At 29.6% G+C, this 14,909-nt stretch carries 12 protein-coding genes; 11 read left to right on the top strand and 1 reads right to left on the bottom strand.

Annotation, left to right across the window (positions count from 1 at the left end):
• Positions 1-193 precede the first annotated feature (193 nt).
• A complete protein-coding gene (locus OREMA_RS0101820; RefSeq protein WP_018247583.1) occupies positions 194-853 on the top strand; it encodes an NUDIX hydrolase in 660 nt (219 codons plus the stop codon).
• A 165-nt stretch (positions 854-1,018) separates the two neighbouring features.
• On the opposite strand, the gene OREMA_RS0101815 is transcribed toward OREMA_RS0101820, so the two are convergent.
• Positions 1,019-1,498 (bottom strand): hypothetical protein, encoded by a 480-nt coding sequence (locus OREMA_RS0101815; protein WP_018247582.1) that lies wholly within the window; start codon positions 1,496-1,498, stop codon positions 1,019-1,021.
• Positions 1,499-1,628: 130 nt separating this feature from the next.
• On the opposite strand from OREMA_RS0101815, the gene OREMA_RS0101810 reads away from it, so the two are divergent.
• From OREMA_RS0101810 to OREMA_RS0101765, 10 genes are all read left to right on the top strand, one after another.
• A complete protein-coding gene (locus OREMA_RS0101810) occupies positions 1,629-2,840 on the top strand; it encodes a PD40 domain-containing protein (protein ID WP_018247581.1) in 1,212 nt (403 codons plus the stop codon).
• Positions 2,841-3,183: 343 nt separating this feature from the next.
• Positions 3,184-4,161 (top strand): M23 family metallopeptidase, encoded by a 978-nt coding sequence (locus OREMA_RS16990; protein ID WP_018247580.1) that lies wholly within the window; start codon positions 3,184-3,186, stop codon positions 4,159-4,161.
• A gap of 123 nt (positions 4,162-4,284) precedes the next feature.
• Positions 4,285-5,073, top strand: coding sequence for a class I SAM-dependent methyltransferase (locus OREMA_RS0101800; protein WP_276324718.1), 789 nt, complete (start codon positions 4,285-4,287; stop codon positions 5,071-5,073).
• A gap of 345 nt (positions 5,074-5,418) precedes the next feature.
• Positions 5,419-5,955, top strand: coding sequence for an Asp23/Gls24 family envelope stress response protein (locus OREMA_RS0101795; protein ID WP_018247578.1), 537 nt, complete (start codon positions 5,419-5,421; stop codon positions 5,953-5,955).
• The gene (locus tag OREMA_RS0101790) at positions 5,948-7,444 is read left to right on the top strand and encodes an AAA family ATPase (RefSeq protein ID WP_018247577.1); all 1,497 of its coding nucleotides are present in this window, start codon (positions 5,948-5,950) and stop codon (positions 7,442-7,444) included. The genes OREMA_RS0101795 and OREMA_RS0101790 overlap by 8 nt, the downstream gene beginning before the upstream one ends.
• A 281-nt stretch (positions 7,445-7,725) precedes the next feature.
• Positions 7,726-9,147 (top strand): hypothetical protein, encoded by a 1,422-nt coding sequence (locus tag OREMA_RS0101785; protein WP_018247576.1) that lies wholly within the window; start codon positions 7,726-7,728, stop codon positions 9,145-9,147.
• Positions 9,148-9,229: 82 nt separating this feature from the next.
• Positions 9,230-9,892 carry a hypothetical protein gene (locus tag OREMA_RS0101780; RefSeq protein WP_018247575.1) on the top strand — a complete coding sequence of 221 codons (663 nt, stop codon included), beginning with the start codon at positions 9,230-9,232 and terminating at the stop codon, positions 9,890-9,892.
• A 199-nt stretch (positions 9,893-10,091) separates the two neighbouring features.
• Positions 10,092-10,988: a DUF4912 domain-containing protein gene (locus OREMA_RS0101775; protein ID WP_018247574.1), complete on the top strand. Its 897-nt coding sequence runs from the start codon at positions 10,092-10,094 to the stop codon at positions 10,986-10,988.
• A 264-nt stretch (positions 10,989-11,252) separates the two neighbouring features.
• Complete coding sequence (locus OREMA_RS18130) at positions 11,253-13,031, top strand: InlB B-repeat-containing protein (protein WP_018247573.1); 1,779 nt, start codon at positions 11,253-11,255, stop codon at positions 13,029-13,031.
• A gap of 588 nt (positions 13,032-13,619) precedes the next feature.
• The gene (locus OREMA_RS0101765; protein ID WP_018247572.1) at positions 13,620-14,861 is read left to right on the top strand and encodes a competence/damage-inducible protein A; all 1,242 of its coding nucleotides are present in this window, start codon (positions 13,620-13,622) and stop codon (positions 14,859-14,861) included.
• The last annotated feature ends 48 nt before the right edge of the window (positions 14,862-14,909 follow it).

The raw sequence follows: 14,909 nt of genomic DNA, 5'->3' as shown, positions 1-14,909 counted from the left end.
TTACTTTTGCTTTAGTAGAAAAGATAGCATAATAGATAGAGATTTCGACAGTTTAGGAATTAGGCGTTAGGAGGTAGGAGTTAGAAAGAACTTACTAACCCCTAGCACCTAAAAGTGTCACTTTATACCCATTATCATTTAACTACTAAAATAGATTATATTAATAGAAATTATAGTTGTTAGGGGGTAGATTATGGAAGATCAATTATTAAAAAATATAAAAAAGAAATTGCCAAAATTTCCAGGTATACAAGGTAAAGATAGATATTTTAATTCTGCAGTTTTAATCTTATTAATTTATATCGACGGAGAGTATCATTTCTTATTTCAGAAAAGAGCTGCTGATATTAGACAGGGAGGAGAGATCTGTTTTCCAGGGGGGAGATATGAACCGGGTATAGATAATAGCTATGAGGAGACTGCTATTAGAGAAAGCGTTGAAGAGTTGGGGGTAGAGAAAGAAAAGATTGAAATTATAGGGCAATTAGATACTCTTGTGGCAACTATGGGGGCTACAGTTGACTCTTTTATTGGAATTTTTAAAGTAGATGATTTAGAGCAATTAAATATAAACCTTGCAGAGGTAGAGAAAGTCTTTACTGTCCCAATTGCTTACTTTAGAGATAAGATAGCAGAAGAATATCAAGTTAGATTAGAGGTTCAACCAAGTTATATAAATCAAGCGGGAGAAGAAATAAAATTATTCCCTGCTGAAGAACTAGGTCTACCTGAAAGGTATAGAAAACCTTGGGGTGGGCGGAAGCATAAACTCTATTTATATGATACTTCAGAAGGAATTATTTGGGGGATAACAGCTGAATTGATAAGAGAAGTGGTTAATCTTATTGATTAAGAAGTTATAATAGATCTATAATATATTTTTACTAAAGGGAATAATTATTAGTTATAGAATTAATTTTAAAAAGTTATTTAAAGAGTTTTACTATACAAAACCCTATAAGAAAATACTTTTTAGTATCTATCTTATAGGGCATTTTATAATATACATTAGTTAAATTTAAAAACTAACATTTATATTATAGCTTAATAGTATAGAGCCATTAGTAGTGTATCCTATTTCGTATTTGTTTTTTAGAAATGTAAAATACTCATTTGTTTTTTCTAATCCCAAACCAGCACTCAAACTTATGTCATCATCTATATTTCCTAATCCACTAAAAAGGTACATGCTAGAGTCAAGGTCACTAGTGAAGCGATATAGCCCTTTGACTAATGTTAAAAGCTCTGTTTCATCATCTGAAGAGTCCTCTCCTTCTTTTGTTACTTGTCCTAATATTCCTTGTAGGCTAATTTTATTGTTGAAATCGTAGTTTCCAACTAAGCCAATATAGGTACTGCTTTCATCATTCACTGCTATACCTAATTCGATACCACCACTATATGCCTTACTTTCTTCTTCTTCGACCATCTCAAAGGCTAAAGTATTAGTTCCTATCATGAATGTTAGTAATATTGTGATTAATATAATTTTTTTCATCATTTTCCCTCCATTTTTATGGTTTAACTTTATTATTCAATGATATTTTAGTTATTCCTGCAAAAAAAAGGATAAATCCGATATTTTATTGAATTATAGAATAATAATATATTTTATTGGGAGGAAAAACATGAAGATAATAATGAGAATATTTTTTTGTTTAACTTTAATAATTACTATATCTTTAGGAGCTTTAGCAAATAACAGCAGTTTTAAAGGTGAGGATCAGGTTGCTTTTGTGTCAGTAATAAATCATAATAAAGATATTTGGGTGATTAATGATGATGGAACAGGGTTGATTAAATTAACTGATAATCCATTTCCAGAATTTTCACCACAATGGTCACCTGATGGAACTAAGCTTCTTTATCTTTCTAGTCATAAAGGTGATTTTATACAAAAGAAATATAAGCTATGGGTAGTTAATAGTGATGGGAGTAATGCTCATATCTTGGCTGATGATCTTAGTCATAATTCTCTTAATAATATAGACTGGTCAGCTGATAGTAATAAAATTATATTCTTATCGAGAAAAGGAGAAGATGATTTACTGACAATAATCGATGTTGATGGAAACAATAGAAGAATTTTGACTGATAAAGATATTCAAGCCGATTATATCTCTTTTTCTCCTAATAGATCTCAGATATTAGCTTATTTAAAGGGGGATGATGAAGACGGTTTATATATTATCGATTCAGAAAAGAAAGAAAAGAAGAAGTTAACTGATTCGAAAGGAAAATATATACAAGCTCAATGGTCAGCTGATGGAAGCAAGATTGCTTATATTTATAAGAAACACTTATTCCAAATATTTGGGGCAAAAGAAGGAATCTATATAATGGACAGTAGTGGAAAGAATAACATTCTGGTAGTTAAAGAAGATCATATCAGTAATATTTCATTAGATCCGGCAGGTAAAGCAATTTTATTTTCTGTCAAATATGAAAAAGTAACAAATCCTGAAGCTCATATAACTGACCAAAATACTAAAACTTATTATAGAAGATATATAGTTGCTGCTAAGAAGAATGCTAATCCTCAAAGAATAAAAGGGTCACTTCCTAAATGGTCTCCAGATGGTTTAAAGTTTGCTCATCAAGATGGTAGTTATGTACATATTAAGATTTCTGGCCAAAAAGGCTATATAAAAGTTCCTGTTAGTAATTTATCGTCTATAGTTGGCTGGGGACCTAATAGCAATAAGGTTCTTTGTGAAGTTAAGCCTGGCTTATTTGCTAACAATGAATTATATGTTTTTGATTATCATGGAAATCAAGTTTATAGATTAATTAATGGAGGATTTAATGTAGTATTCTCTACTTGGTCCCCCAAAAATTAAAGAATTTTATTTTGGGTACGTAAGAATATAAAGTCTTGTAATAGTTTTTTATCATCTAAGATATAAATTAAAAAAATATATAATAATATTATTATAATTAATTATATAATATAATTTTTTAGCTGAATCAAAGGGAGGTGTTAGAATTAGCAACATAAATTTTTCTAAGAAGATATGCCTCTTTTTACTAATAATCCTGTTAATTATTAGCATTACTCAATTAGTCTTTGCAACTAATAATAAAGCAATTAAGGTTTATTATAAAAAAGATGGGAATAAGGTTGATTTTTATGCTAGTAACAATAGTTATGCTCCTTATCAGCTAAGGATTTCCTTTTTAAAATTGAAAAATATAACTTCAGCGGTTAACTTTCCTTATTATACAGTAATAGCAGCCCAAAGAAGAGAAGAATATTTATTCTCTATAAAAGGAGAAGCTAATAAACGCTATGCTTTTAAATATCAATATGAAGTTATAAAAGGAGACCCAGACAGAGTTTATTTAAATAATTATTATTTATTTCCATATAAACATGGTACTAAGCAGAAAGTAACTCAAGGATATAATGGAGATTATAGCCATCAAGGCAAATATGCGATTGATTTTGATTTAGATGAGGGGACAGAGGTTACGGCTATAGGTGATGGTGTAGTTGTTGAGTTGCGAGAAGATTCTAATCTAGGTGGCCCTTATGATGAATATTTAGATGATGCTAATTATATTACTATTTATCAAAAAGATGGTACTTTTGCTGATTATGCACATCTTAAATATAATGGAGTATTAGTAGAAATAGGGGATAAGATAGAAGCAGGAGATATAATTGCTTATAGTGGAAATACAGGATGGTCTCAAGGTCCTCACCTTCATTTAGAGATATTAGAGCCTGTTTATATGGGGCTAAGAACTATTCCTACTAGTTTTCTGAACTATGATGGTCAAATAGTAAGAGTTAAAGAAGGTAATTATTATTACTCTACTCACTATAATCGTGAAAGGTTTGAGGTTCACTTAGGTGAAGAGATAACAGATTATGACTTAGAAAATTATCTTAAAAAGATCGATACAGATTATACTTTGACTATAAGACGAGAAGAACTTGATGATACAGTTATAGTTTATATTAGAAATGCCTATCCATATGATATGGAAATAGAGCTTGATTTATCTAAAGCTATTAATGTTAGTAGTAGTCAAGGATTACCTTATTTAACTAAGGTTCCTGCTAACTCAGAGATTTATGCTATCTTACTTAGGCCTGAAAATAACACTAAGTATTGGCAGTATAGTATAAAATGTGGATATAGAAGAGCTAAGTAATAATTTAAATTCTATAGAAGTACTGATATTAAATATAATTTATCATAATAGTTTAATTATATTTTTGGATTACTTAAAATATAATTAAAGAAGTTGTTGATTTTGAAAGCAGAGTGGAAAGGCGTGTTTATAATGAAAAGTTTTGATTTTGATGGTGAGAAATATAAAGAATCTTCAAAACATCAGAAAGAATGGGGAAGTAGACTGATACAAGATCTAAATTTAAAAGGGGATGAAATTATCCTAGACTTGGGCTGTGGTGATGGGATATTGACAGCTCAATTGGCTGAAGCTGTTCCACAGGGGAGAGTCTTGGGGATTGATTCTTCTTTAGGAATGATTGAGACTGCTACTAAATTAATTAGAAATAATTTAGATTTTCAAGTAATGGATATTACTGAGATTAATTTTATAGAACAGTTTGATTTTATCTTCTCTAATGCAGCCTTGCATTGGGTTAAAGATCATAAGAACTTACTTGATAATTGCTTTAAGGCATTAAAACCCAATGGGATGATTAGATTTAATTTTGCTGCTGATGGGAATTGTTCTAATTATTTTGATGTAATTAGAAGAACAATTAAAGAAGCGAGATATCGAAAGTACTTTAAGGGCTTTGAATGGCCTTGGTATATGCCTAAAATTAGTAATTATAAGGAGCTGATTGAAGATTGTAAATTTAGTGAAATAGCGGTATGGGAAGAGAATGCTGATTGGCATTTCCCAAATTCTGAGGAGTTAATCAAATGGATCGAGCAACCTTCTTTAGTTCCTTTTTTAAAGTTTATTTCAGAAGAAGATATTGAAGCATTTAGAAAGACAGTGATTAAAAGAATGCTAGAAAATACTAAATTAGAAGATGGAAGATTCTTTGAGACCTTTAGAAGGATTAATGTATTGGCGAAGAAATAATAAGGGAATAATTTTCACCAAAAGTAGTATATAGTTTTAAAGTTAAAGATTAAATAATCCAATAGAAAGCTATTTTATCCTAAAAAAATAGGAGAAGATATATTATTATAGTTAAGGCATATTGATTGAGATAATTTACAAATAGATATAAATATTTATTATAGATTCACCAAAATTTGGTGAATCTTTTTTCGTTTTGAAAAAGATATATATTTAAATTATTATAAGTGAAATTATTTTACATAAAATAACAGCAAATTACATTAGATTCCTGTAAAAATATGTGTTATAATAATTTTTGTCGTTTTAGATAAGGGTTAATCAGAGGAAAGGAGGAATAAAAAAATGAGTGAAATTAAGATGAAAAGGACAATAATAGCATTAATTTTGACCTTAAGTATCTTATTTGCTGGAAGTTATTTTTTAGATAGTTATAAATTAAATCATTCATTAGCCAATGATTTAGAAGAGATAAGTGGAGTAAAATCCGTTAAAATTGATAAAGAGAAAGTAGACTATAAAATTAGATTAAGATTAAAAGAAGTAGACAACTTACAAAAGAATTTTAAAGAAATTAAAGATAGAATTGATGAGGCTGTGGAAGAGAAGTATACTATAATTTTAGAAACTGAAGATTCTAAAGAATTAGATAAGATTTATGAACAAATAAATTTGGTTTTATATGAGGCTTTAGAGACTGGAGAATTTGTTAAATTAGGAGATAGAATTAATGTTTATGCCAATAATTATCAGCTGGATCGAAAAGAGGTTAAAGTTGATAATAACTATATTTATTTGACTTTAGTTAAAGGGAAGCAAGAATTATATAAAGTAGTTGAACGAAATCAAAAGGAAAAATCAGGAGGTGAGATGAATGGCTAAGGACTTAGGATTAGGAGTTGGCTTAGCAGCAGTTATCTTTTTAGCCTTTAATGGAATTAACCTACTTCCGATTCTATTCTTAGGAGGAATAGGTTATTTTCTATTTAATACTGTAAGCAAACAGGCTTTGGGAGATAACTTTTCTATTTCTAATAAGGATGAAATTAAAGTCCCTGAGGTGGACTTTTCTGATATAGGTGGGCAGGATACAGCTAAAAATGAGTTATTAGAGGCTTTAGAGTTTGTGAAAAGTAAAGAAAAGATTAAAAAATTAGGTATTAGACCATTAAAGGGTCTGATGTTAAGTGGTCCTCCAGGAACCGGTAAGACCTTAATGGCTAAAGCAGCAGCACATTATATAGATTCAGTATTCATCTCTACTTCAGGAAGTGAATTTATTGAGATGTATGCAGGGGTAGGTGCTAAAAGAGTTAGAAAGATATTTAAAGAAGCTCGTGATAAAGCTAAAAAATCTAATAAGAATAATGCAATTATCTTTATTGATGAAATTGATGTCTTAGGAGGAAAAAGAGGAAAGAGTTCAAGCCATATGGAGTATGATCAAACCTTAAATCAATTATTAGTTGAGCTTGATGGTATCTCTGTAGATGATCAAGTAAATGTATTGGTAGTTGGTGCTACTAACCGAATTGATATCTTAGATGAAGCGTTATTAAGACCTGGGCGTTTTGATAGAATTGTTAAAGTGGATCTTCCTGATAAAGAAGGAAGAGAGCATATTTTGAAGATTCATACCAAGAATAAACCAATAGCAGATGATGTTGATTTAACACAATTAGCTAAAGAGACCTTCCGTTTTTCTGGTGCTCAATTAGAAAGTTTGAGTAATGAAGCTGCTATTATGGCTATGAGAGCAGGAGCAGAGAAAATTAATCGAGAGCATTTTAAAGAAGCGATAGATAAGGTAATGATGGGTGAGAAATTAAACCGTCGCCCAAATATAGAAGAATTAAAGAGAGTTGCCTATCATGAAGTGGGGCATGCTTTATTAGGAGAAGTTGTAAATCCTAATTCTGTATCTAATATTACTATTACTTCTCGTGGTAAAGCATTAGGTTATGTGCGCCATAATCCTGAAGATGACTACTACCTACAGACTATCGATTATCTAAAGAATCAGATTGCAGTATTAGTAGCGGGCTCTTTAGTAGAAGAAGAGATCTTAGGTAATAGAAGTACAGGAGCAAGTAATGACTTTGAGAAAGCAATCAAAGTAGCTCAACAGATTATCTTTTCAGGTATGTCTAAGCTAGGAGTTGTAGGTAAAGATAGTTTACCAGGAAAGATGTTACATGATACAATTTCTGAAATTATTAATGAACAAGAAGCAATAGTAAGAGAAGAGATAAAGAATAATAAAGATTTTATTCACCAAGTTGTAGAAATACTACTAGAAGAAGAGAGTATTATAGGTGATGAATTTAGAAGATTATTAACAGAAGAAAGAAAAGAAGATAATGTTGCTTAATTAAGACAGATCAGTTGATAAAACTGGTCTGTTTTTTTATATAAAATATAATCATGAAGAAATATTTTGAAATAAAACAAATTATTAATTAATAAATTGGATTTTGATATTATTTACTGTTATTTTGGGTTTTATATTATAAAATTCTCTTAATTAATTGCTTTTTAGTAATAAATTGCTTTTTTATTGCATAATAACTTTAATAGAGATATAATAAATTTATAATAATTATAAATATTATCTGAACTTTTAGTTATTAATATTAAGGAGGAAGATTAATAATGTTTAAAGAAAAGAAATTAATATTGTTATTACTAGCATTAGTTACAGCTATAGTAATAACAGGATGTTCAGGAGATACTTCGATAGTTGAATTAACAAAAGATGTAGATGGTCCAAGTCAAGTTATAGTTGGTGAAGAGAGTGATGAATTTACAGTAACAGGCAAGACAGGTTCTACATATTATTGGGAGGTTAAAGAATTAAGTGGGGAGAATTTAGGTTATTTTACTAACCAAACTGGCTCTAAAACTAGATTTGTAGCTTCAACAGAGGCTTTAGAAAAAGATACAATAGAGATAAGAGCTTTAATAAGTAATGAACCTCAAGAGTGGATTGAGATAGAAGTATTAGGAAGTAAGCATGAAAATAAATTTTATAAGGGTGGTTTTCATTCTATAGTTGCAACAAAGGACAGCAGTCTTACTAGTAATTACAAGGGGTATTTAGCAGGGGGTTATATTAAAGATGTTGGAGATCTTGAACCAAGCCCATATATAGTTAAAGCCGATAATCGTGGTTTGATGATTCATGAAAAGGAGTATGAAGGTGATGGAAGGTTTTATGATATTGAAGATATAGTTTTGACTGGAGTAGGAGATAGATATTATGTGATTGGTTATCGTAGACTTAACAGAGATTATTTTGAACCTTATATTGCTAAATTAAATAAGAAATTTGAAAAGGTGGAACAATATACTTATCCAAAACCAATTTATGGTGATTCTTTTTTGAAAGGTGCTATAGGGATTGAAGAGAATGTATCAATGGGAATTACTCATATAGTAGCTGCAGGAAGTTATCAGATTGAATCTGGAGCAGTAGTTCCTTATTTAGCCAAAGTAAATGTTGAAACTAATGAGATGGAAACTAAAATAATCCCAGGAATTGATGGCTCATATAGTAGTTTAAGTGCGATTGCAGAGACTAGTCAAGGTTACTTGGCTGTAGGAGAGTCTGATTATGCTGGTACTAATCGTGCTTTCATAATTAGTTTAGATTCGGAGTTAACACAGACTGGAATAGTTGATATTGAGGATAGTCAAAGGTTACATCAAATTAAGAAGGTAGGAGATAATAGATTTGTAGTAGTTGGAGAAGATGGATATGTGGGAATTGTGGATTCTAAGGGAAGTATTTTGACAAAATTGAATATTGATTCTAATTTAAGCTTTAGAGATATTTTAGTAGATAATGGTGATATTATTCTAGTTGGTCAAGATAGATCAAGTCAAGAAGGAGTAGTTTATAAAGTTGATGAAAGTACTAATAATGCAACGCTTTTAGGAAGCTATGGTAACTATCTTCATGCAATTACTAAATCTACAGATGGTTATTATCTCTTAGCAGGTACTTCAATAGATTTTTATAATTATGTAGTTAAGATCGATCCAGATACTGGACAATTAGTGGATAGGCAATAAATTAAGAGTAAAAAGGCGATCCTTGTGGTCGCCTTTTTGTTTTAATTTTAATTTCAGATTCAATAGTTAGGAGTGACTATAATTGAAAAGGTACTTAGTTATTTTATTTATGGTTTTAGTAGTTATCTTTACTTACAATTTCTCTACTAAAGCTAAGGGAATAATTGATTCAAATAAGTTAGAGTTAGATCTTATGATTAATTATAGTAATTATGTTTACAAAACTTATGGAGATAATGTGGAAGAAGATAATTATATTAGAGAGGACTTACATCATGGAAAAGGTTATTTAGGAGAAATCATATATTGGGTTAATAATAGATTTGGAGTTGGTTTAGGTTTAGAAAGCAATAGGATGGTTTCTGAATGGTGTGATAATTTAGAAAAGTATAAATATAGTTCTCAGTTAGAGGGACCTTATGCTAAAATGATCTATAACTTAAATGATAATATAAGATTATATAATAATATTATTAACTATAGATATAAGGAACATTATCAGAAAGCGGGATTTGACAATGACCTTATTAGAGGAAATGGAATAGGTGTTTTATTAGGTATGAAGGTTGATTATCCAATTAATAATAATTTATCAGTTATATTAGACTCTGGATATCGCATAGTTAGAATTAAAATTAAGAAAAGATATAGTTCAAAGAAAGATGAGCTGATAAAAAATAAAGATGGTGAAAAGATTAAAATTTCTGGTTTGCGTGTTGGTTTGAGTGTGGCTTATAGATTCTAAAGATACGTATCAACCCCCCTAAATAGAAAAAAATGGAAAAATTTAAATATTAAGCAGGAAAAAAGAATGCTTTATATAATTACTTAAGTATGAATCAATTAAATAATAGGACTATTAGATTATAAAAATTAACAACTACTTTGTATTAAAATAAATTATTAATATTAAAAGTTGAGAATTAAAAAAGGGGGTTAAAGATATGGCAGTGGAAAAACTTACATCTATTAAAGTGAATATTAATACAGCTATGTCAGAAGAACTAACTAGATTAAAGGGGATTGGACCGGCTTTAGCAAAAAGAATAATTAATTATCGGAAGAATAAAGGTGAATTTAATAGCTTAGAAGAGATAAAGAAGGTCTCAGGAATTGGGAAGAAGCTTTTTTCTAGTATAAAATCTAATATTACAAATGAAATTCAGGAGGTTAATTTAAAGCAGTTGGATGAAGAAGAATCTCCTTCTAGTTCAGGGTCAAGTTCTGATTTATCTCTAGTAGAAGATGCTAAAGATGATCAGGAAGATAATATAGATAACCTTAATCAGTATCAGGTTCCTGAAAGTTATGGTAGTAATAAATTGGTATTACAGGTAAAGAATCCGAAAACTGCTCATCTATATTGGGAATATACGAATGATAAAGTAGAAGAGGTTATTGCTCAAACTGAATATAGTGATATTTCTGAAGTTAATCTGGTATTAAAAATTTATAATTTAAGCAAGAAATCAGAACAATATATAAATATAGGCTTGGATAATGATAGTTGGTGGCTAAATGGTATGGAAGCTGATCAGACTTATTTTGCTGAATTAGGTTTTTTAGATGAAGATGATAATTTTTATTCTATTCTTGAATCAAATAAAGTCACTATGCCAGTAAATAAAATAAGTGATAATTTAGATGAAAAATGGATGACTGTTAAGGAGAAGATGGATGAGATATATGTATTGTCAGGAAGTCTATTATATCAGAATGAAAATAATAATTATAGCTCTAAGGATGTAGTTAGGAAATTGGAATCAATTACTGATTTGTCCAAATTAGAGGAGAGCTATAGTTCTGATAATCTACTAGATGGTTCATCAGAAATTCAATAATATTAATTAACAATCTTAATCTATATCTGGATAAAAAAGCTAGGGAATCCCTAGCTTTTTTTATTTATACATAAACAGTAATATTATACATTGATAATTTAATATTAGAAATTTTGAGGAATTATTACAATATATTTTATAAAATGAAGGAATAGAAAGATTAATCTAGAAGAAATATATGTAAAAGTAAAATGTTTTTTTATAGAAATAATGTAATAAAAAATCATTTAATTTAAATAAAAAAGAAAGGGGCAAGCAAATAAAATGGCTAAACATAAAAAATTAAAGCTACTTAATCTGCTTGGAGTAATAGTGTTTTTGGGATTTGTAGTGGGATCGTTAAGGCAAGTTTCTCAATCTACACTCACAATAAATGTAGTTGGAAAAGGAGAAGTCAATTATACTTCTGGAATTTACAGAAAAGGAAGAAATATAAATTTAAAATCTACTGGAGTAGCAGGCTGGAGATTTGATCATTGGTCTGGTGATATAAGTGGCAAAGAAAATCCTAAAAAAGTATCATTAATTGATGATGTTGAGATTAAAGCAGTATTTTATAAGATAAATAATAAGCCAGAAGTTAAATCTAAAAATAAAGAAGAGTTAGAAGATAAAGATAAAATAGAAACGAGTGGAGGAAAAGAGTTAGGAGCGAAAGATGAAACTGAATTACAAAAGAAGGAAGAAGGGTTAGAAAAGAAAGAACAAGAAGAGCTAGAAAAGAAAAGACAAGAGGAATTAGAAAGAAAGAAACAAGAAGAGCTAGAGAAGAAAAGACAAGCAGAATTAGAAAGAAAGAAACAAGAAGAGTTAGAAAAGAAAAGACAAGCAGAATTAGAAAGGAAGAAACAAGAAGAGCTAGAGAAGAAAAGACAAGAGGAATTGGCTAGAAAGAGAAAAGAAGAGTTAGAGAGAAAACGACAAGCAGAATTAGAAAGAAAGAGAAAAGAAAGATTGAAGAATAAAGAGTTTAAAATTATGTTTGGTCAAGAGAAGAAAGACTTATTTAAATCTGTTAAGAGAACATCTGATGGAGGATATATTTTAGCTGGATGGACCGAGTCTTTTGCTTCTAAAGCAGAGGATGCTTACATAGTAAAGACAGATTATAGTGGTAAGCAGGAATGGTATAAGACTTTTGGGGGAGAAAATATTGATAGATTTTATTCAGTTCAGCAATGTTCAGATGGAGGATATATTTTAGCGGGTCTAACAAAATCTTTTGGAGCAGGCAGAAGAGATGCTTATGTAGTTAAATTGAATAATAAAGGTAATGTAACCTGGGCTAAAAAATTTGGTGAAGATAAAAGTGATTGGTTTGAGGAAGTAAGAGAGACTGCTGATGGAGGTTATATCCTAGTTGGATCAACTAGTGCTTTTGGTATTGGTGGAAGAGATGGCTATATAGTTAAAGTTGATAAACGAGGAAATAAAGAATGGGATAAGGTATTTAGAGTTAAAGAAGGAAATGAAATTTATTCTGTTGAAACAACCTCAGATGGTGGTTTTGTTGTAGTAGGATATAGTGGTAGTCCTGGTAATTATCAAGGCTATCTAGCTAAACTGAATTATAAAGGAAATAAAGAATGGTCAAGAGAATTTGGTGGTCAAAGTAATGATAAAATTTATTCTATCACTAAAAGTTCAAATTCTGGATATATATTGGCAGGCTGGACAGAGTCTTTTGGTGCAGGAGGAAGAGATGGTTATGTAATTAAGGTAGACTCAAAAGGTAAGAAAAGGTGGTCTAAGACTTTAGGAGGGAAGGAATGGGATGTATTTACTAGTGTTAAGGAGTTTAAAAATGGAGATATAGTATTAGTTGGAGAAACGAAAATTTTAGATGATAAAGGAAGAGATGGATATATAGTTAAGTTAACTAGGAATGGAATTGCAGAATGGAGTAAATTATATGGAGGTAAAGGAAGAGATATCTTTGAAGATTTAGATATACTTCCTAATAATTCTGTTATTATAGCAGGAAGCAGAGAAGTAGACAATAATGATATTAATGCTTACTTGGTTAAAGTTAATTTAAAATAATATTCATACAAACAGAGAATTCTGCTTGAAAGTAGAGTTCTCTGTTTATTAGTTTAGGTTTTGGATACCTATAACTTTCAAAAGTAATTCTCAAATGAACGTATAACCCAAGATTATTTGCTAGATGGCAAAAGATAACTAATCGTTTTTTTAGTTTGTATTATTCTGATACTTAAAATCATAATGTCAATAAAATATATTATAATTTATCACTATCGTTGCATTGTTAAAAAATAAATTAGAGCTAGTTAATTCATAATAATAGTAGTTATATTAATTATAGGTATTCAATTTCAAAGTGAAACGTAATGGGTATAATGCGACACTTTTAGGTGATAGGTCATAGGGGTTGGGCGTTAGTTTTTCCTAATACCTATCGCCTATCTCCTAGCGCCGAAACTGTCGCAATCTCCATCTATAACAACATATTTAAATTTTATTCTGAGTTTGGATATCTATAAAGATATTGATTTAATTTTTTGTTTTGAATTATATATATAAATTTGCTATACTCATTTTAAGAAAGATTATTATAATAATATTAGGTAGAAAGTTTTACTTAAACATTTATTAGGTGGTGAAAAGTTAATGAAAGCAGAAATTATTACTATCGGAACAGAACTTTTATTAGGTCAGATTGTAGATACTAACTCACAATGGATAGGACAAAAATTAGCTGAAATAGGTATTGATCTATATTATAAAGTAGCAGTAGGAGATAACAAAGAGAGAATTTTAGATACATTAGATCATAGTTTTAAAAGAGCAGATATTATTATCACTACAGGAGGTTTAGGTCCTACTCAAGATGATTTAACTAGAGAAGCAATAGCTGATGCTTTAGACTTAAATCTAGTTAAAAATGAAGATTTATTAATAGAAATTAAAAATTATTTTGATAAAATGGGATATCAAATGGCTAATAATAATTTAAAGCAAGCATATTTACCACAAGGGGCTCTTCCGATTAATAATTCTGAAGGAACAGCACCAGGTATATTATTGGATAAAGATGGGAAGATTATTATATCAATGCCTGGAGTTCCAATAGAAATGAAAACAATGATGCAAGAGACGATAATTCCTTACTTAAAGGATAAGTACTTATCAAATCAAATAATAAAATCTAGAGTAATAAAAACTTGTGGGATAGGAGAATCATCACTAGAAGAAATTATTGATGATATTTTAGAAGATCAAAGTAATCCTACAATAGCTCCTTTAGCTAGTCAAGGGGAAGTGAAGTTAAGATTAACTGCCAAAGCCAATAGTGAGAAAGAAGCGCTTGAATTAATTAATAGTAAAGAAAATGAGTTAAAAGAAAGAATAGGGGAATATATTTATGGTTATAATGATGATACATTAGAGAAGGTAATAGCTAGATTATTATCAGAAAAAGGCCTAACAATAGCAACGGCTGAATCCTGTACAGGAGGATTAATTGGAGATAGATTAACCAGTATTCCAGGAAGTTCAAATTATTTTGAAAGAGGAGTAATTAGCTATAGTAATCAAGCAAAGATAGAATTATTAAATGTCAAGGAAGATACTTTACAAGAACATGGTGCAGTTAGTAGTCAAACTGCAAAAGAAATGGCTCAGGGAATTAGAGAATTGGCAAATACCGATATTGCTATCGCTACTACTGGTATTGCTGGACCAGGAGGGGGTAGCTTAGAGAAACCTGTAGGTCTAGTATATATGGCTATAGCAGATAAAGAAGGTATTGAAAGTTATGAGTATAAATTTAATGGAAGTAGAAATAGAGTTAAGTATCTTACTTCTCAAATGATTTTAAATTTATTGAGAAAGAAATTATTATGTAAGTAATTATTAGTTTGTAATTGCTAGTTACTAAAGTAAGGAAGGAAAGGTAAG

It is taken from the genome of Orenia marismortui DSM 5156, assembly GCF_000379025.1.
GTDB lineage: Bacteria > Bacillota > Halanaerobiia > Halobacteroidales > Halobacteroidaceae > Orenia > Orenia marismortui.
This window is presented reverse-complemented; position numbering and strand designations above follow the sequence as displayed.